This window comes from Streptomyces aquilus, from assembly GCF_003955715.1.
Taxonomy (GTDB): domain Bacteria; phylum Actinomycetota; class Actinomycetes; order Streptomycetales; family Streptomycetaceae; genus Streptomyces; species Streptomyces aquilus.
Genome location: NZ_CP034463.1, coordinates 10,358,407 through 10,376,770, shown reverse-complemented (window position 1 = coordinate 10,376,770; position 18,364 = coordinate 10,358,407). Strand labels below are relative to the sequence as shown.

Here is an 18,364-nt window from a genome sequence, read left to right as displayed (position 1 = left end):
TGAAGGCGTTCGAGCGCGAACTCGACATGCCCTGGGCGCTCTACCACGTGCGGCGCCTGTTCCTGCTGGCAGAAGACGGCAGGCGCCGACCGGTCAAGCGCTCCACCGAGCGCGTCGACATCGGCCGCCCCCACCAGCTCGCCCGGCGGCTGATCAGCATCTCCCACAAGCAGATCCGGGCCCGGGTCGAGCACGTCTTCGCCCGCATGAAGACCTGGAAGATCCTCCGCGACTGCCGCCTCAAGGGGGACGGTGTCCACCACGCGATGCTCGGCATCGCCCGCATGCACAACCTTGCCCTCGTCGGATAGGCAAGGGCCGCACGGTGACCCACCCCGCGGTGTCTCGGAGATCATTTACGGGACCGCCCTTAGCACGCAAGAACAGCGGTTCGGTTCTCCATAACTCTCCGCAGTACGCGGGCTGTTCACAACCGCATGAGCCTGCCAACATCGTTGTCCGGGTTTGACGCATTGGTGGGGGGCGGTGCTGTATGACATCCGTACAGAACAACGACCAGCGACTGCTCGACCGCATCCTGGAGGACCAGCACCGGAAGTTGGCACCGGACAAGAGCAGGGACGACTTCTTCACCTTCTTCGCTGCCGACAAGGCTCTGCAGGACTGGGACCTCGACAACGACGAAATCATGGACGGCATCGTTGACGGTGCCCACGACTGCGGCATCGACGGCATCTGGACCTTCGTTGACGAGCGCTACGTCACTGCTGACGCCCATCAGTTCCTGCCGTCGCGCGCCGGCAAGATCGAATTAGTGATCCTGCAAGCCAAGACCTCGACGGGCTACCAGGAGACCGTGGTCGAGAAGCTCCACTTCCACCTGCCCACTCTGCTGGACATGAGCCGGGATGAAGATGACCTGGTCGCACACACTAACGCCAAGCTTCTAGACCGTACACGGCGCTTCCTGCACATCCTCGAAGAGCTGGCGTCATCCTTCCCGCAGGTACGCATCAAGGTGATCTACGCGAACAAGGCCGCCGAGACGCCGCACCCCAATGTGAAGGCCAAGGGAGACCGGCTGCGGCGCGAGCTCTCAAAAATCACTTCGGACACCAAGGCAGATCTGGAGTACCTCAACGCCGCTGATCTCCGCGAACGCACCGCCCGAGGCGCCAAGGCCGTCGCTCAGTTGGTGTTCACCGAAACCCCGATGAGCACCTCCCTCGGCGAGGGATACGTATGTCTGGCCCGTCTGGACGAGTACTACCGCTTCATCACCTCGGACAACGAAGCCCTGCGCCTGGAGTTGTTCGAATCAAACGTGCGTGACTACGCCGGGTCCACCGCGGTGAACAACGCCATCGGCGAGACACTCAAGTCCGGCACGGGCGAGGACTTCTGGTGGTTCAACAACGGCGTCACCGTCGTCGCCGACGCCGCCCAGATCGCAGGCAAAAGGATCGTCGTCAAAGAGCCGCAGATCGTCAACGGCCTGCAGACCAGTCATGAGATCTACAGCTACTTCCAAAGCGGCGGCCAGCACCGCGATCGCTCTCTGCTGGTCAAGATCGTGGTCGCACCCGAGTCCGGCACCGCCCGCGACCGCATCATCCGGGCTACGAACAGCCAGACACAGCTGCCGGCGGGCGCCCTGCGAGCCACCGAGGCAATCCAGAAAGATATCGAAGAGAGCCTGGGCCACGCTGGTGGCTACTACTACGAACGCCGGGCCAGCTACTACCGCAACCTCGGCTTCCCTCTCGATCGGGTCGTCAGCATGACCCGGCTGGCTCGGGAGTTCACCGCCTTCGTCCAGCGCGAGCCGCACACCGCGCTGCGACACTCGGACGCACTGCTGCTGGACGACCAGCACTACTCTCAGATCTTCTCCTCTCGCCACGACCTGGACATCTACCGCCTCTGTCTGGACGTCCACACCCGCCTACGAGCCTTCCTTGCTCCGTACGCCGAAGACCGCCCGCTGCTGGGAGAAACTCTGGAGAACTGGCTCTACCCGCTGGCAGCCATGTCCGCCCACACGCTCACTCGGCTGAGGCAGCCCACCCTGCGGGACCTGCTCAACATCGATCTTCTACATCTCACCGATGACCTCATGTCCCGTATGGCGGGCACTCTGGAACAAAACTTCAAGAGCGCCCTGCGGCAGAGCAAGGCCGGCGGTGTCGACCGCATCGCGCGCACACCAGACTTCACCGCCAAACTCCGCCAGGCCGTCATCTCCCAAAGCCGTTACCAAATCGAACGCTAAGGGCTGTCCCGTAATCGATCTTCGAGTTGCGGGTGAGCTGCCAGGAGCGCTGGTGCTCCGGTCGGTCAGCGCGTCGTGGGCAGCACCTACCATGCCCTCGTGACGCGACCGTGGACGGTACGAAGGATGGCCGAGCAGTTTGTTGAGCTGCTCGGGATGGCCCCTACCAGCATCGACGGCGGCGAGTTGGAGTTCGTCCGGGGAAGCCTGTGCACCACGCTTTCGATCTGGAAGGACCGTTACGACCGGTCGCTCTTCGGCTGGATGGTGCACACGGACCACTGCGGTCTCGGTGACCGGATGGACGGCTTTGGCGGAGTGGGCATCCGGATCGACCACCAGTCGCCGTCCGGCGACGCAGGTCCGACTGACATTCCTCCCGCTGCCTGCTATCCCTGGCCGGCGGGCAGTGCTCCGCTCGCCTCTGAAGTCTCCGCCAACGTCACTTACTACGGGCCGCCGTCCCTGCGCTTCGTCCGCGACTCCCACGACCTGGGACTGCTGCTCCTGGCGGACACCCATGTTCACCGGGACGGGCTCTGGTCGTTCGCGCCAGCCAACAACGAGCCGTCACGACTTGCGAAAGCCATCCTTCTGGCTCGTCAGTGCGGTGATCAGGATCTGGAGCGGGCCGCTGTCGCTAAGTTGCGGAACCGCGGCGAGGAGCCGGTGGCTCGCCGCCCCGACTACCTGTTCCGACAGGCCGTCGCCGACTGGTCCAGGCAGTATGCCAAGGCCACGGGCATCGATCTCAGTGACCTGGCCAAGCTCAAACGGAAGCGCCCTCAGTACCCCGACATCCCGTAGCTCAGCACGGCTCCTCGGGGCCGGGAGATGATCTCGCCGTGATCACGGCATCGGAGCCCCGCTGGATAAGACCGTTCACCGGGCTGAGCCCGCAGCAGTTCGGCACGCTCATCACCGCTCTACGCAAGGAAGGCGCGGTCCCGGTACGCAAGGGACGGCCGTGGGGTCTCCCGCTGGAGGACCGCGTGCTACTGGTCATCGCGTACTGGCGGACCAACATGACACTGCGACAGCTCGCCCTCCTGTTCGGGAGAAGTCGGCCGCCGACCGCGTCATCGACCACCTCGGGCCCGCCCTCGCACTGCGCCAGCGCCGGCGGTTCCGCAAGGATGCCGTGCTGATCGTGGACAGCACCTTGGTCCCCACCCGCGACCACAACATCGCCGAGCGATCGAAGAACTACCGATACTCCACCAACCACCAGATCGTCATCGACGCCGACACCCGGCGCGTCGTCGCCGTCGGCCGGCCCCTGCCGGGTAACCGCAACGACTGCAAGGCATGGGAACTGTCCGGGGCGAAGGCCGCCGTCGGCAGGACAACCGTGATCGCTGACGGCGGCTACCGCGGCACCGGCCTGGTCATCCCTCACCGCCGGGAACGCGACCAGGCCGAACTACCGACATGGAAAGAGGAGCACAACGCCTCCCACCGCAAGGTCCGCGCCCGCGTCGAGCATGCCTTCGCACACATGAAGACGTGGAAGATCCTCCGCGACTGCCGCCTCAAGGACGAGGGCGTCCACCACGCCATGCTCGGCATCGCTCGCCTCCACAACCTCACCCTCACAGGGTGAGGGGCAGCACCGCTGGTCAGTCGGCATGCCATAGATCATTTACGGGACAGCCCTTAGGCAGCCTCACGTCGTGGTGTCTTTGCGAATCCGCCCTATGGGCAAACAGGTTTTGGTAGTCGTAAACAACGGCGGCGCCTGCGCGGGGCCGATGCCGGAGGCGGAAGCAAAGTGTCTGCAAGTGCTTGCGGAGCAAAACGCAGGGGCGGTGACAATGAGTTCGGGCGGTGCAGGTGAGGACTGGTTGGACCTGGCGGATGCGGTGGCGTTGTTGCGGAGCCAGATAGCCGAAGCACAGGCGCGGATCGATGATCCGCAAGGGGCGGGCGATAAGGGTGTGCGGTTCGAAATCGGTGAAATCACCGTTGACTTGGGGATGGAGCTGACACGAACCCGGGGTGCTGACGGCCAGCTGCGGTTCAGCGTATTCGGCGTAGATCTGGGCGCAGGGTCCCTTGCATGATCGAGGTCTGTCCGGATTCATCCGGTGAGGCCGAGGGCGGTCAGGGGCCTTCGCCAGTCGCGTGACGTAGGGCGGCCGCGATGTTGGTGTGGCCGTCCTGACGGTGGACGCCGATGGCGAGGTTGTACAGGCTGGCCATGATGCGCGGGAGAGGGAGGCGGAGGACTCGCGTCGTATCTGGTGATCAGGAGGCATCAGATCTGCCAGGGTCTGTCCCAGGGAATCACCGCCGCGAGATACGTGCCCATGTCGTTGAGGATCGCCGGTTCCGGCAGCCGTAGCAGACCGAATCCGGCCCCCGCCAGCAGGCCGTACAGAATGACCTTGCGTCCCTTTCGCCTCATTCCGCAGGTCCCGCTAGCCCCGAGATACAGCGTGGTGACCAGGAGGGCGGTCACCCCGAAGTACACCCGCAACTTCCAGTCCTCGGGCGGGTCCGGGGCCATGCAGGCGGTCCCGAACGCGTTGGCCGCCACCGCCACGGCGAACGGCAGGACGGCGAGAAGGGCGATGAAGGGCAGCCGGATCAGCGCGGTCAGCACCCAGTCGACCGCAGTGCGCACCGCGTCCACGACGACCCGCGCGAACTCGGTCAGGCCGTCTGCGACGACCCGCGTGAGGTCGGCCGAGCGGACGGCCATGCGCACGCTCACGTCCCACGCGACCTCACCGAAAGCCAGAAGGCGATAGCGCGGATCAAGGCTCAGACTCCGTGCGAGGGCGAGTCTCACATCGCCCCGGGGGCCCTGCCGGGCGGTGATGGCCGTGGCCCGGCGTGCGGCGAGCAGACGCAGCCTGCCGGAGAGGGGCTGGGTCTCGGCCAGCAGCGTCAGCTGGGACCAGGCCCCGGCGTGGCCCAACTGCGTGATGAGTTCCCGGCACTCGCCCTCGTCCCGTGGGCCATCGGTGATCATCGTGCTGACCGTGACGGACCACCAGGGCGATGTGTCCGGTGCGTGGAGTCCTCCGGCGGCTGGGGGAAGCCACCAGGAAGCCGTGTATTCCAGCAGCGCGCTGCGTCGGCGCTGAGGCAGTTCAGGGTGGGTCAGCAGGGCCGTCAGAGCCTCTTGGATCCTGGCCCGGGGTTCGGGGGACGACGGCAGCCGGTGCGCGGCGGAGCACCGGACGTCGATCGAGACGGAGTGATCGTTGACGATCGACAGCAGCATGTCCGTGATGTGGCGGCCCTTCACGGCCGGTAGGTGTTCCAGGGCTTGCAACTTCAGTGCGGAAGTCGCGTCGGGATCCGCAACTGCGGCCATCAGCAGCCGCTCGCGCCGCTCGGCGTCGTGGACGGACCGTGCCGCCTCGATCCGCACCCGCACGGGCAGCCGCGGATCCTCGGCCAGGCCGCCGAGCACGGCGTCCCCCTGCGGATTGCGGTGAAAGAGCGACGGCAGCAGGCTGAGGGCCCTGAGGGAGTCGTCCGGCGGCGGTCCGCCACGGATCAGTTCCGTCAGCGTCTCCGCGATCGTCCCGGCATGTCGTCCGTCCAAGTGCTGGGCCGCCTGGATCCGCGCGCTGCTCGATGCGCCGGTGTCGGTGAGCCGGGCCAGCAGAACTTCGGTGCCTTTCGAGAGCTGAAGCCGGAGCATGGTCCTGGCGGCTTCGAGCCAGAGCGCCGCAGCGTCCTCGGGGCCCCTCGCGATCCTGACGAGGACACTGGTCCCGTACGGGTCGCCTCGTCGCACCAGTTCTTCGGCGGCCGCGATGGTGCCCCGTCCGGTGGAGTCGGCCGCCATGGCCCGCAGCGCCTTAATGCCACGCGGGTCGCCGAGGTCGGCGAGACCACGTGCGGCGTTCAGACGATAGTCCAGGCTGCGGTGCTGTTCCGCCGTTTCGGCGAGGATCTTGACGCCCCGCTCGTCCCCCATCCGGGCCAGGGCCACCGCTGCCTCGTGGTCCAGGTCAAGGGCAGCGTCGTGGAGCACGGATACGGCTGTGTCCCGAGCTTCCTCGTCGACCTTCGAGCCGTCGGCGACGAGGGTGGCGATGAGGGTCGCGCCTCCGTTCCGCACCGCAAGTCGGCGGAGCGTCGACTGGAGTCCGCGTTGCTCCTCCTGCCCCCAGGCGTCGACCAGGAAGCGGACCACGGAGGTCGCTGCCGGATCGGAGTCGCGCGCGAGGCCCAGGGCCCAGGCGGGCCATCGTGGGTCGTGGCCAAAGACCCGGCGGAACTCCTTGGTGCTGCGTTGGGTGTCCTTGGCGATCCATCGCGCTGTGAGGTACTCGGCGAAGGTCTGGTGGATGAAGACGAAGTCGTCGCGCCGCTGGCGCAGGAGCCCGCCGGCACGGAGGAGTTCGGGCAGGGCGACGCCGCGCAGGTCGGCCCATTCCTCCTCCGACAGTCCCTTGTGGCCGAGTTCGGCCGACCACTTGGTCAGGAGCTGCACGGCCGATTCCTTGCTGCCGTAGTGGCGTTCGTAGGCGAGACGCTGGACCAGATCGGGCAACGCATCGCGAAGACCGGTCAGTGCCGCGTCACCGACGTCTTTGTACTCCTCGATGGCGGCTTGTCGCAGTTGGGGCCACGGGCTGTCGCTCCGCTTCCAGCGTTTCCGGCCCTGGACCGCTGTGACGAACTTCCGATATACGGCGCTGCGACCGCGCGGCAGCGGCAAGTCCTGGTCTGCCTTGAACAGCTGGCACAGCATGGACGCCATCAGCGGCGTCCTGGCCGGCTCCGTCATCCCGGAGGCTTCGAGACGCTCCAGGAAGAGAGCCGCCGCGTCCACTGGCTGGCGAACCTTCAGAGCCGTCAGCCAGCGGGTGGCGAAGTCGGACAGCTGACGCGGGTCCAGTGGCAGCAGGTCGAACCGGCGCAGATTGGGGGGCAGCTCCTCGGTCGGCAGGGGCCGCGTCGTCACCAGGAAGCGATAATTGTCGCCCACACTCAGCTCGCGCAGTGCGGTGATCCTCTGGATGACCCTCTCGCGGGCCTGCGGGCCACCGACCTCGTCGAGCCCGTCGACAAGGATCAGCCAGCGCGTGGCCGGTACCGGGGGTCCTTTGAACCACTCGCGAGGCCAGCCGCTAGCAGAGGGTGGCAGGATCTCAGTGTCCACGGCTTCGGCGATCGCGGCCAGCGGAAAGTCCTTGTCCAAGTCCCGGGCGTCCACTCGGACGGGAACCAGGTCGTGCCAGTCCGGGGGCTTCCACCGGGCAGCTAACTCGGTGACAGCGTGCCGGAGCAGGCTCGATTTGCCCGCGCCGGGGGCACCGATCAGCAGGATGTCCTGGTCGAGCTGGAACAGATCCTCGGCCGGGATCCGCTCGTTCCCCGAGGGGCCCGGTTCCTCGGCGGACTCCTCCGAGCCGACGCTCGGACTGACGTAGACCATGGACAGGGTCCTGGGCGGCTCTCCCTCGATCATCGGATACGGGTGCTGTCCGTCGGCCGCCTTCCTGGCGCCCTTCAGATAGTCCAGCAACAGAGCGGTCGGCTGCCGCCAGCCACCGGCTTCCAGTTGGCCGGGGTTCAGCCGCCACGGCCATTCGCCTTTGACGGCCGTCCGGTCGGCTCCCGCGGGGCAGCGCGCCAGGATCTCCGCCACCGGCACCAGATGGACGCTGGTGCTGAGGTTGGAGGTGCTCACCATGCCGCACACCGCGCCGGTACGGAGGTTGATCACGGCGCTGCCGCTGCATCCCTCGCCCACGAGCCCCTCCGCGTGCGGCAGCCAGGGCCCGCCCGGCCGGTCGCTGCGCCGATCCGTGCCCTGGTAGCGCAGGGTGGCGGTCTGGCCCAAGAAGCCGCGGACCGGATGGCCGTACGTCCACAGATCGTCGCCGATCTCGACCTTGTTCGACGTGAGAACCGGCTGAAGGGGTGGGGCAGGGCTGCCGGAGGGTTCGACGATGCGCAGCAATACGAGGTCGAGACCGCCGTCCCGGTCCCGGACATACGAGCCGGGCACGGGCTCCAGGATGAGTTCTCGGTCGAGGGCGACGACTTTGCCGCGTATCCGCTTGGGCAGCGTGCGCTCGTTCTTGGCGACGACGTGTGCGCAGGTCGCCACCAAGCCGTCGGCGATGACAAATCCGGTGCCGACGTCACCAGAGGGCGGTTCGAGCCGTAAGGTCGCCGCCTTGAGGAGTCCCTCCCAGCCGGTCAGTTCGGCCGGGATCACGGAGTCGGCGGCTGCTCCCATTCCAGCTCCACCGTGAAGGCCGAGGAGGTGCGCGCCTTGCCGACCACGGCGACGACAGATCCAGATTCGAGCGCGAACTCGCAGCCGAACTGGACCCGCACGCGCGTGGCTTCGCTCTGCCGCAGCTGGGTCACCACGGCCCGTGCAGTGCTTGTCAGCCCTTCCAGGGCCTCGTCCAGTCGCCGCCGAACCCGCCCCGAGACCTCCCGCTCGTCGCCGTACCTGCTGTCCAGCTCTTGTACGGCCATGTAGACGCGCTGCCCGTCCACGTCGAGCAGGACCAGACGCTCGTCCGAGCCGTCCATGCGTCCCGCGTCCTGCACGCTTCCCCCCATACCCCTATGACCACCCTTTCGGTGAGTAGCGAGATAGATACTCAGCGTAGCGGCAACTCGCCCCGGAATTCAGTCGCTTGGGGATTTGGAAGCAGGTTGAAGTACTCGAATGTTTCGTCCGGAGTGCCCGTGCCGGCCCATCCTTGGAGGGGACCTCCCGGTTCGAGCAGGGGGCAGGCGCAGTGTTTTCGACCCCCGCTGGACTTCGAGCGGATGGAACGCGACGTCCACGCCGCCCTGCTCAAGCCGCCCACATGGGACTCAGGGGCCCGCACCGGGCCGGGCGAGATCCTGCACAGCGCCGCCGGGTGCGACGGCTGCCACTGACCACCACACCACCCACCACCACACCGCTCACCGACCCTTGGAGGGATACTTCTCATGATGACGACGACCACCCAGCGCATCCTCGATCTCACTGCAGCAGCACCGTCCAGCCACGGCGAGGACCTGCTGCTGCTCCTGGGCGAGGCGAACGAGCTGTACCAGCAGGGCCTGCGGGAGCTGCATTGGGAGGTGGCAGTGCATCTCGAGGGGCTGGCCACTGCGGAGCTGATGGTCGCCGCGGATGCCTCCGGTATGCCCTGCGATACCACCCAGGACCGCACCGAAGTGATCTTGCTGTTGGCCTTGGCCGAGTGGGAGATGACGCCGGCTGCCATCGCGTACACGCAGATGGCCGAGGCTGCCGCGTGCCGCGGCATCTACCTGCTCCCCGAGGAATAGGAGGGGCGCCGCCAGCGCGGCCACTGGGAAGAATCTCAAGTCGCGGGCTGGACCCCTCCCTAGACTTCTGCCATTATTTGCATTGTGCGCCGGGCTGGCCGGCACACTGCTGACAGGAAGGACGGTTATGCCATGACCTCGCGCCGTGAGCCCCGCCTGGCCGACGCCGCCCAGATCGCAGCCGAACACGACCTGACACCCGCCCGGATCAGCAGCCTGTACACCAGCCGCGAGCACAACACGGCCGGCCAGACCTTTCCCGAACCCGTCGCCACCCGCGGCCGTGCCCGGCTGTGGGACCACGCCGAGGTCACCGAGTGGTTCGCCCACCGCACACCGACCCGCCTTAAGGGGTACAAGCCGCCCGCCCGTGACCCGCAGGAGCTGCTCAACGCGGCAGAAGCCTCCAGGTTCCTCGGCTACAAGAACCCCAACCAGGTCACCACCTTCGTCCGCGACCACCCCGGCTACTTCCCCGACCCGGACGTCGTCGAAGAACTCGGCACCCCCGACAACCCCTACCGCCGCCAGCAGTGGCGCGTCCAGACACTGCTGAACTGGCTGGAGAGCCGGCCCGGCCGCGGACGACGCGCCGGCACCAAACCGGCACCGCCCCTGCCTGACGTTCCCGTCGACGGCGACCCGGACGAACTCCTGGGCGCCAGCGAGGCCGCCGCCCTCCTCGGCTACAAAAGCCTCAGCTCCTTCTCCAGCAGCCTCTCCCAAGGCAACCTGCCGCTGCTCAAGACCACCGACGGCATCGCCGAGAACGCCGGCCGCCAAAACGGACGCCGACGCTGGACACGGCGGCGCATCCTCGAACAGGCCGCCCAGCGCTCCAGGAGATGGGCCCCAGCGGTGAGCGGCACTGGGCGCACCGCCCCGTGAACGCGGCCCCCGGTTGAGGTTGGTCTCTTGCGGGCCGTCTGTCGCACGGTGTCCGACATGGCGTGACTACGCCACCACGCGCCGCACTAGCAGATCCCGCTGCTGCGGACCCGCCATCTTCTTCTTCCGCCCCGTCGGCACCGACGGCTCACAGCCGGTCGCCCCGACCACAACCCTGACCATGCCCCGACCACGCGGCCGTTGCTCAGCCGTGACCTTGGTCAGGCCTCCACGGTCGGGGTCATGGTCCGGGCACGGAGGTTGGCTGCCTCTATGACCCGTTCCCATTCAGGTGTTCATGCCGCTGAACCGGCCCCCAGCCCGGCTGAACCCCTGCGCCTGCAAGTCCTGACCGCGCTCGCCCTGCACCGCATCGCCACCACCGGCCAGCTCCGGCAGATGCTGCGGCCCGACAGCCCCCGCCAGCTCATCTCCCGCGTCCTCAACAAACTGCGCTCCGCACGCCTGGTCGACCTCACCCCGCTGCAGTAACCAGACCGCTCGCGCACGCACGCCTGGTACCTCACCCCGGGCGGGGTACGACTCACCCGCGACCTCCCCCTCCTGCGCGGCCGACCGCCCTACCCCATCACCTCCAGCACCGCAGCCTCCCTGAAGACGCCGCACACCCTGTGCGTAGTCCGCGCCCACCTCCCCTTCGCCACCGACGCCCGCCGGCACGGACACGAACACGGACCATGGGACTGGACCCCCGAAGTCGCCCACTCCATCGGCGAAGGCGAACGCCTCGTCGCCGACGCCGTCCTGCACTACACCGCCATCGACGGCCAACACCGGCGGAAACTGCGCGCGTTCGTCGAAGTCGACCGCACCACCATGAGCAGCGAACGCCTGGCCATCAAACTCATCGACTACGCCAGACTGTTCCACTACGAAGCACAACCCGTCGGACGCCGCCGAACCCCCGCAACCGGCCCCGCATGGCTGCGCTGGTACCCCGTCTTCCCCCGCGTCCTGTTCATCCTCACCGGCGCCTCCAGAGCAAGACTGGAAGACCGCATCAACGACCTGCAGGCCATGGCCGCACAACACCCGCTCGTCGCCACCCTCGCCCGCGAAGTACCCCTCGGCGCCGCCATCCTCGAAGACATCGAACACCACGGCCCGACCACACCGGTCTGGACACCACTGACCGGAGGCGACCCGCGCCCGTGGACCGACCTGTGAAGACCATGCGGACCAAGACCGTGGGACATGCCTCCATGTTCAGCCGGAATCTGCCTGGCTGATCCTTCGGCCCTTCATCCACGATCCTGGGGAACGGCTTGAGTTTCACACCGTGCTCACCAGCTGCCTCACCGATTACTGCCGCCACGAACTGACCCTGTGCGGCATCTTCACCGGCCGCGAACCGCCGCTCTCCACTCCCCCTTCGCCAGCCGCCTCGAAGCCCCTCGCGCACGCCCGCTGGACTGCCTCAGCCTGGCAGGTCCTTAACCATGACGGCGAACAGTGGGGAGTCGGCAAAGGGCTGTCGTTCCCCGACCTTCACGTAGCCCCATGACTCGTACAGCGCCTGAACTTTGGGGTGGTCCACCTCGACCAGGAGGACAGCTAGGTCTTCAGTGCGCTCCTTCAGCAGGGCTTCATGAAGTCGTTCGGAGATGCCCTGCTTGCGCCACTTGGGGCGCACCATGAGTTCGGACACCGAGTACGTGGAAGTTCGACCGGCCTTCGGCTCGTACTTGGCATCTCGCCACCACTCCCGGCCGGGCGTGGCCGGAGCGCCGTAGGCGAAGCCTGCAGGTTGGTCTCCGTCGTACGCCACGACGCACGTGAATCCCTCGGCACTCGACCAGTGCTCCACGAACCAGTCAAAGCGCTGGTTGAACGGGTCGTCCATCTGGTCGGCATAGGCGTCGGCATGAACATCGATAAGTAGCTGCCGGAATCCTTCGGGAAGGTGTCCGTGCCGGAAGTGGCGCATCTCGATCACATTCAGCTCCATTCTGTTCGCAGACGGTCTGCCCAGTCGCGTGCGTACGTGGCGGAGGGGGCCATAGTGAACAGAGCCCGGTGGAAGTCGCCGATGAGGGTGCGCATCCGGCCGGGGAGCGGCGTACCGGCCATGACAGTGAAGACGTCAGCAGCTGTGGCCGTGGCCTGTTCGCTGTCTCCTTGGTGGAGTTGCGCGAGGGCGAGCTGGGCGGTTGCCAGCGCCCGGTTGCGGCGGAAGGACGGCGGGATCTTGGCCAGGGCGCGGTGGGCCATGGCTTCGGCGTGGGTGTAGCGGCCGCTGCGGTGGTTGACGATGGCCCCGAGGTGGTCGAGTTCGGCTTGGCAGTAAAAGGTTGTCCAGCGCGGGCGTTCGCGCTCGGGGGCTGCGGCGAGGGCTTCCTGGGCGGAGCCGAGGGAGCGGAGGGCGGCGCGGCTGTCGCCGAGTGCCGCGTAGGCGAGTGCTGCGCGAATGCGCCCCAGGGAAGCGAAGAACAGGTCTGCGCGGGCCGCTGGGGAAGCTTGTGCGGCCTGTGCTGCTGAGAGTGCCTCTGGCCAGTTGCGGCGCTGGGCGGCGAAGATCGCCATGCTGACCCACACACTCATCTGGGTGGGTCCGTCCTGGGAGAGGCCGGCGTACGTGGAGGATTCGTTCAGATATTTCTGTGCCTGGTCGAGGTTGCGGGCGTCGATGCAAGACCAGGCCGCCGCGTCGGTGTACTCGGCGGCCAGTGCGTACAGGGCCCGACGGACACGTTCGCTCGCGTTGCGCTGCTGCAGTTCCAGCACTCGGTTGCGGCCACGGAGGGCGGCCATTTCAAGGTTGGTGTGTCCACCTTGATGCTGATCGGCCGTGACGAGGGCGTTCATTCCTTTCGCAGCCCGCGCTACGTCCGACATCCCGACCGTGCGGCGCTGAGCGAGCAGGGGAACCGCGGCGGATGCGGTCCCGGTGGCCGAGGCGATGAAAGTGCGACGCCGCACGGGATCCTCCTGCGGATGCTGCATGGTGCGTGGTGCGCTGAACCCTAAGTCCTGGACAGAGCAGCCGAACACCCGCTCCAGGGCAGCACAGGTACGGCCGATGGGGCGGCGGGACGTACCGTTGAGCAGGTTGCGGACCGTGCGGGCCGAGACATCGCCGGGCCTGCCGGTGATCTCTGCCAGCGCGGTGTTCATCCGACCAGCCAATTCGTCCTGCGTGAGCCCGAGTTCCTCCATCCGGCGCTTGAGCACGGCGTTCGCTGCCATGGCACCGACGGTAAACCGGCAGGCACTGGCCGAACCAGACTCCAGGTCACGCGACCGCAAAGTCTTCCGGTTCAAGGCGGTTAGTGAGAGCACGACTTTTCCTGTTCCTCATGAGCCCCGGGTCGTTGACTCGGTATCAGCTGTTCGAGGTCCGGGCTCCCCTTCCTCGACGGCACAGAGGAGAGCCCGGCCCGACGTCCCCGTCGTCGGGCCGGGCGCCTACCCCGGAGGGATACCGCGACCATGATCGCTGCCCGACTTACCCCGTCCGGCGCCCGCAGGTACACCGAGACGCTTGCGTGCGAACCGGCATCCGCTCGCCGAGCCCGCCTGCTCGTCTCAGCCGCTGTGAACGCCTGGGGCATAAGCGAGATGTCCGAGGCGGGCATGCAGATCGTGGCTGAGCTCGTCAACAACGCCGTCGAGCACACCCGGTGCCGCAGCGTTCGCGTACTGGTCACGCGCACGACTGAGCGCAGGGTGCGTATCGCCGTCGCCGACACCTGCCGCGAGACACCAGAGATGGGCAGACCCGACGGCGACGCTGAGGGCGGACGCGGCCTGCTCCTGGTCGATGCCCTCAGCTCCAGATGGGGCTACGACCGCGACCCCTTGGGCAAAGTCGTCTGGGCCGAGTTGGAGGTGCCACCAACCGCGGAGCATCAGTTCGCCGAGGCGTTATCTCTTGGCACCAGGACATCGCGGCCCCGGGGAGACGACGCTCCGCCTGGCTCAGCACCACCATCGGGTTCAGCCGCACCGTGCTCACATAAGGCGGCACCGAGTGCGCCGAGGCCGCCGCGATGAGGGTCGCCGGCCCCGCCGCAACTGCCCGGCCCAGCCGCGCGCGGCAGAAGCGGTCCACGCCAAGGGTCTCGGCGTCACCCTCGGCTTCGACGAACCGAGAACCTCATCGCCCCCTGACCGCGCGAGGTCGCCCTCCTCCGGCGGGTCATGGATGTCAGATCGTCCCGCTCACCCTGCCCGCGATCTTCAGGGGGCCGCGTTCCAACGGGGGCTCGTCCCCTGCGAGGCTCGCGCACGTGAGCCCGCGGCACGACCTCAGTGTCCCCTCGGGCATTGTCCGCAGGCTGCCCGTGTGCCCCGTGCGGAGCGGGCTCCCTTCCTCCCAGAGCCCTCCGCCCCCTCCCTGCTCCGGCCATCACTCGACCGAGATTGGTCAGGCTTATGGAAAAGATCCTGGTTACCGGCGGCGCCGGTTTCATCGGTTCGCATTTCGCCGCGCGGATGCTGGCGTGTGAGGACGTCGCCAAGTTGACCGTCATTGATGCGCTTACCTACGCCGGGCACAAGGAGAACCTGGCAGCCGTGCTCACCTCGCCCAAACTCAGCTTCGTGCGCGGCAACATCCTTGACCAGCACCTGGTGGACGAACTGGTGCAGCGACACGACGCGGTGGTGCATTTCGCGGCCGAATCGCACGTCGATCGCTCGTTCCTGGAAGCGGGCACCTTCCTGACCACCAACATCCTTGGCACGCACACGCTCCTTGATGCCGCCCGCCGCCACGGCGTGACCAAGTTCGTGCACGTTTCCACCGACGAGGTGTACGGGCCGATGCCGACGGGGTGCGCCACGGAACAGTGCGCGCTCAACCCAACCGTGCCCTACGCCTCGTCGAAGGCCGCCAGCGACCTCTTGGCCCTCTCCGCCTTCCTCACCGACGGCGTTCCGGTGTGCGTGACCCGCTCCTCCAACCAGTACGGGCCGCAGCAGCACCCCGAGAAGATCATCCCGCTGTTCATCACGAATCTGCTCAAGGGCCAGCAGGTCACCCTCCACGGTCAGGGCCAGCACGTGCGGAACTGGCTGCACGTCCAGGACAACTGCTCGGGCATCGAACTTGTCCTGCGGCGGGGCATCCCCGGCGAGGTCTACAACATCGGGGGCGGCACCGACCAGACCAGCCGGGAACTGACCGGTCATCTCCTTCGGCTGTGCGGAGCCGACTGGAATGCGGTGACGTACGTCCCGGACCGCAAGTGCAACGACGTTCGCTACGCCATGGACTGGTCCAAGGCGCGTGACGACCTCGGCTACCGGCCTGTCTGGTCGCTGATGGACGGTCTTGCGCAGACCGTCGACTGGTACCGGGCTCACCCCGAGCGCTGGGCGCCCGCATCCCGCAACACAGATGCGCCGATGGCTGCGCTCAGCATCACCGACACCGGGGAGAAGAAGTGACGATGATCTCCAACATGCGCGTTCTGGTGACCGGAACGGGCGGAGCGCCGGGCTTCGACCTCGCCCGTCACCTGATCCGGCTCGGCTGCCAGGTGATCGCCGCCGATGCCAACCCACTGGCCTGCGGCCTGGTGCTGGCCGGCGTGACGCCTTGCCTCCTGCCGTCCAGCGATGACCCGGACTTCGGGGCGCGCCTCTTGGACGTGTGCCGGCGCCTGCGGCCCGAGGCGTTGATATCGACGATCGAGTGGGAACTGCCGGTGCTGATCGCGCAGCGCGAGGCACTGGCCGCCCTGGGGGTGCGGACGTGGCTTCCGGATGCCGGCACAGTGACCGTGACCGGGGACAAGGCCGCTTTCCACTCCGCGCTCACCGCGCGCGGCATCCCCACCCCCGCCACGTGGCTGCCGCACCAGCTCGACACTGCCGCAGTGCCCGGCCCGTTCGTCGTCAAGCCGCGACGGGGCCACGGCACCCAGAACGTGCACGTGTGCCGCACCCGCGCGCAAGCAGCCGTGCTGTGTGAACTCGTCCCCGACCCCGTCGTCCAAGAACACATCCTCGGGCAGGAGTTCACGGCCGACTGCCTCGTCGACCGTACGGGCAACGCCTCCGTCATCCTGCGCCACCGCCTCCTGGTGAAGGCCGGACTGTCCGTAGTAGGGCGCACCTTCCACGACGACGAGGCCGCCGACCTGGTCAAACGCACCCTGGATGCCGTCGGCATGATCGGCCCGTGCTGCGTCCAGGGCTTCCAGTGCGCGTACGGCGGCGTGACGGTGACAGAGGTCAACGCACGCTTCGCCGGCGGCTTCCCTCTCGCCGTCGCGGCAGGCGCCGCCCTCGTCGAGCAGACCCTCAACGGGCTCCTCGAACTCCCGGTCGACCACACCCGGCTCGCCTACACGCCGGATGTGTGCCTCACCAAATGCTTCGAGACCGTCGCTACCGGCGCCTGGCCGCCCCCGCCCCTACACGGCCTCACCGAACCTGCTGAAGGAGCATCCTGATGGGTGCCGTGCCGCTCCAGGTAACCATGAACGCCCGTCCGTACCTGCACGGTCCAGAAGCCGAGGCGCTGACCGAAGCTCTCCAGGCGGGCCAATACGGACACAGCGCCATCGTCGACCGGTTCGAGCAGGCCATCGCCGACTACCTCGGCGTTCCCGACATGGTCGCGGTCGCCTCCGGAACCGCCGCACTGCAACTGGCCCTCACGACCGCAGGGGTTGCCCCCGGCCACGAGGTGATCGTCCCCTCGCAGACCTTCTGCGCGTCCATCCACGCGATCCTCGCCACCGGCGCACACCCCCGGTTCGTCGAGATCAATCCGGACACCCTGTGCACGGACGCCGCGAATGTCCGCGACGCGTTAACCCCCAAAACCCGCGCCATCGTTCCCGTCCTCTACGGAGGCCGCGCGGTTGATCTCTCCACTCTTCACGACGAACTCACGCGGCAGCGCATCACAATCGTCGAAGACGCCGCCCACGCCTTCGGCTCCCACTGCAAAGACACCTTCGTCGGGGCACGACCAGGCGTCCTGACCTGCTTCTCCTTCGGCCCCATCAAGAACCTGACCTGCGGTACCGGCGGCGGCATCATCCCCCGCACCCCGCCAGAAGCCCAGGAACTACGCACCCTGCGCGCCCTGGGAATCGTCCAAAGCCAGACACAGCGCGCCGCCACCACCTCCTACACCGTCCAGGAGTTCGGGCTGCGGGCCACCATGTCCGCCCTCAACGCCGCCATCGGCCTCGCCCAGCTGGAGCACTTCGAGAAGGTCGCCGCCAAACGGCAGGAGCTGTGGCGCACCTACGCGGACGGCCTGCACGCCCTCGACGGCGTCCGCCTGGTCGACGTCGACATCGACCACACCGTCCCCTTCAACTGCGTCATCCACCTCACCGACCGCGACCGCGTGTTCGCGGCACTCCGCGCCAGCGGCCTCGGAGTCGGCGTGCACTACCCGCCCAACCACCACCAGCCGGCGTTCAAACATTGGCACCGGCCCCTGCCCGTCACCGAGAGGTCCGCACGCCAGCTCATGAGCCTGCCCTTCCACCCCTCCATGAACCGAGACGACGTCCAGTACGTCCTCTCGGCCCTCGCACGCTCCCTCGCAACGGAGACGCCGTGAGGAACATCCTGACCGTCTGCCTCGGCAACATCTGCCGCTCCCCCTACGCCGCGAGCGTCCTCCAGCATCGTGGAAGCTGGGCCGTCGACGCCCGGTCGGCAGGCCTGAGCGACAAGTGGACCGGTCAGCCCGCCCACGAGGAGATGCTCGAACTCGCCGCCGCCCGTGGCTTCGACCTCGCCGGCCACCGCGCCACGCAGGTCACGCCGGAGCTGTTGGAGTGGGCCGACGTCGTCCTGGCCATGGACTACAAGGTCCTCGACGAACTCCGGAGGCAGGCCGACCCCACCGTCTTCGGCAAGATCACCTTTTACCTCGACGACCAAGACGTCCCCGACCCCTACGACGGCACCACGGACGATTTCGCGCGCGCCGCCGACCTCATCCAGCAGGGCGCCCACCGGCACCTGCCGTGA

The 18,364-nt window shown here is 67.4% G+C and carries 14 protein-coding genes and 3 pseudogenes; 13 read left to right on the top strand and 4 right to left on the bottom strand.

The features are described from left to right. Nucleotides 1-161: 161 nt before the first annotated feature. The 5 genes and pseudogenes from EJC51_RS48355 to EJC51_RS47400 all read left to right on the top strand — a co-directional run. A pseudogene (locus EJC51_RS48355) lies at nt 162-311 on the top strand (transposase); the annotation flags it as partial. Nucleotides 312-493: 182 nt separating this feature from the next. Then, entirely contained in the window at nt 494-2,233 is a 1,740-nt protein-coding gene (locus EJC51_RS47415) for an AIPR family protein (RefSeq protein WP_126269111.1), read from the top strand. A 126-nt stretch (nt 2,234-2,359) separates the two neighbouring features. Beyond that, complete coding sequence (locus EJC51_RS47410) at nt 2,360-3,040, top strand: hypothetical protein (protein WP_126269112.1); 681 nt, start codon at nt 2,360-2,362, stop codon at nt 3,038-3,040. A 38-nt stretch (nt 3,041-3,078) separates the two neighbouring features. Further along, nucleotides 3,079-3,836, top strand: a pseudogene (locus EJC51_RS47405) (transposase). Nucleotides 3,837-3,906: 70 nt separating this feature from the next. Then, on the top strand, nt 3,907-4,296 hold the full coding sequence (locus EJC51_RS47400; protein ID WP_166682788.1) for a trypco2 family protein: 390 nt from the start codon (nt 3,907-3,909) through the stop codon (nt 4,294-4,296). Nucleotides 4,297-4,490: 194 nt separating this feature from the next. On the opposite strand, the gene EJC51_RS47395 is transcribed toward EJC51_RS47400, so the two are convergent. Further along, the gene (locus EJC51_RS47395; RefSeq protein WP_126269114.1) at nt 4,491-8,447 is read right to left on the bottom strand and encodes a trypsin-like peptidase domain-containing protein; all 3,957 of its coding nucleotides are present in this window, start codon (nt 8,445-8,447) and stop codon (nt 4,491-4,493) included. After that, nucleotides 8,423-8,782 carry a CU044_2847 family protein gene (locus EJC51_RS47390; RefSeq protein ID WP_126269115.1) on the bottom strand — a complete coding sequence of 120 codons (360 nt, stop codon included), beginning with the start codon at nt 8,780-8,782 and terminating at the stop codon, nt 8,423-8,425. Before EJC51_RS47390 ends, EJC51_RS47395 begins: the two co-directional genes overlap by 25 nt. A gap of 381 nt (nt 8,783-9,163) precedes the next feature. Between EJC51_RS47390 and EJC51_RS47385 the strand changes: the two genes are divergently transcribed. From EJC51_RS47385 to EJC51_RS47375, 3 genes and pseudogenes are all read left to right on the top strand, one after another. Then, the gene (locus EJC51_RS47385) at nt 9,164-9,508 is read left to right on the top strand and encodes a hypothetical protein (protein WP_126269116.1); all 345 of its coding nucleotides are present in this window, start codon (nt 9,164-9,166) and stop codon (nt 9,506-9,508) included. Nucleotides 9,509-9,640: 132 nt separating this feature from the next. After that, a complete protein-coding gene (locus EJC51_RS47380; protein WP_126269117.1) occupies nt 9,641-10,396 on the top strand; it encodes a hypothetical protein in 756 nt (251 codons plus the stop codon). Between the two features lie 273 nt (nt 10,397-10,669). Further along, a pseudogene (locus EJC51_RS47375) lies at nt 10,670-11,584 on the top strand (replication-relaxation family protein). 250 nt (nt 11,585-11,834) lie between these two features. On the opposite strand, the gene EJC51_RS47365 reads toward EJC51_RS47375, so the two are convergent. Beyond that, nucleotides 11,835-12,344: a GNAT family N-acetyltransferase gene (locus tag EJC51_RS47365; protein WP_425276834.1), complete on the bottom strand. Its 510-nt coding sequence runs from the start codon at nt 12,342-12,344 to the stop codon at nt 11,835-11,837. Nucleotides 12,345-12,355: 11 nt separating this feature from the next. Continuing rightward, on the bottom strand, nt 12,356-13,603 hold the full coding sequence (locus EJC51_RS47360; protein WP_126269120.1) for a helix-turn-helix domain-containing protein: 1,248 nt from the start codon (nt 13,601-13,603) through the stop codon (nt 12,356-12,358). A gap of 243 nt (nt 13,604-13,846) precedes the next feature. On the opposite strand from EJC51_RS47360, the gene EJC51_RS47355 reads away from it, so the two are divergent. The 5 genes from EJC51_RS47355 to EJC51_RS47335 all read left to right on the top strand — a co-directional run bounded on the left by EJC51_RS47355 (nt 13,847) and on the right by EJC51_RS47335 (nt 18,364). Further along, on the top strand, nt 13,847-14,410 hold the full coding sequence (locus EJC51_RS47355) for an ATP-binding protein (protein ID WP_126269121.1): 564 nt from the start codon (nt 13,847-13,849) through the stop codon (nt 14,408-14,410). Nucleotides 14,411-14,791: 381 nt separating this feature from the next. Further along, on the top strand, nt 14,792-15,808 hold the full coding sequence (gene rfbB / locus EJC51_RS47350; RefSeq protein ID WP_126269122.1) for a dTDP-glucose 4,6-dehydratase: 1,017 nt from the start codon (nt 14,792-14,794) through the stop codon (nt 15,806-15,808). Nucleotides 15,809-15,810: 2 nt separating this feature from the next. Beyond that, complete coding sequence (locus EJC51_RS47345) at nt 15,811-16,818, top strand: ATP-grasp domain-containing protein (protein WP_244362269.1); 1,008 nt, start codon at nt 15,811-15,813, stop codon at nt 16,816-16,818. Then, nucleotides 16,818-17,948 carry a DegT/DnrJ/EryC1/StrS family aminotransferase gene (locus EJC51_RS47340; protein WP_126269123.1) on the top strand — a complete coding sequence of 377 codons (1,131 nt, stop codon included), beginning with the start codon at nt 16,818-16,820 and terminating at the stop codon, nt 17,946-17,948. The genes EJC51_RS47345 and EJC51_RS47340 overlap by 1 nt, the downstream gene beginning before the upstream one ends. Continuing rightward, complete coding sequence (locus EJC51_RS47335; protein WP_126269124.1) at nt 17,945-18,364, top strand: low molecular weight protein-tyrosine-phosphatase; 420 nt, start codon at nt 17,945-17,947, stop codon at nt 18,362-18,364. Before EJC51_RS47340 ends, EJC51_RS47335 begins: the two co-directional genes overlap by 4 nt.

Excerpts from the sequence above, each read along its gene's own strand:
- EJC51_RS47360 (WP_126269120.1), bottom strand. The coding sequence starts at position 13,603 with ATGGCAGCGAACGCCGTGCTCAAGCGCCGGATGGAGGAACTCGGGCTC.
- EJC51_RS47395 (WP_126269114.1), bottom strand. The coding sequence starts at position 8,447 with ATGGGAGCAGCCGCCGACTCCGTGATCCCGGCCGAACTGACCGGCTGG.
- EJC51_RS47410 (WP_126269112.1), top strand. The coding sequence starts at position 2,360 with ATGGCCGAGCAGTTTGTTGAGCTGCTCGGGATGGCCCCTACCAGCATC.
- EJC51_RS47340 (WP_126269123.1), top strand. The coding sequence starts at position 16,818 with ATGGGTGCCGTGCCGCTCCAGGTAACCATGAACGCCCGTCCGTACCTG.
- EJC51_RS47380 (WP_126269117.1), top strand. The coding sequence starts at position 9,641 with ATGACCTCGCGCCGTGAGCCCCGCCTGGCCGACGCCGCCCAGATCGCA.
- EJC51_RS47415 (WP_126269111.1), top strand. The coding sequence starts at position 494 with ATGACATCCGTACAGAACAACGACCAGCGACTGCTCGACCGCATCCTG.
- rfbB (WP_126269122.1), top strand. The coding sequence starts at position 14,792 with ATGGAAAAGATCCTGGTTACCGGCGGCGCCGGTTTCATCGGTTCGCAT.
- EJC51_RS47365 (WP_425276834.1), bottom strand. The coding sequence starts at position 12,344 with ATGCGCCACTTCCGGCACGGACACCTTCCCGAAGGATTCCGGCAGCTA.
- EJC51_RS47390 (WP_126269115.1), bottom strand. The coding sequence starts at position 8,782 with ATGGGGGGAAGCGTGCAGGACGCGGGACGCATGGACGGCTCGGACGAG.
- EJC51_RS47355 (WP_126269121.1), top strand. The coding sequence starts at position 13,847 with ATGATCGCTGCCCGACTTACCCCGTCCGGCGCCCGCAGGTACACCGAG.
- EJC51_RS47385 (WP_126269116.1), top strand. The coding sequence starts at position 9,164 with ATGATGACGACGACCACCCAGCGCATCCTCGATCTCACTGCAGCAGCA.
- EJC51_RS47345 (WP_244362269.1), top strand. The coding sequence starts at position 15,811 with ATGATCTCCAACATGCGCGTTCTGGTGACCGGAACGGGCGGAGCGCCG.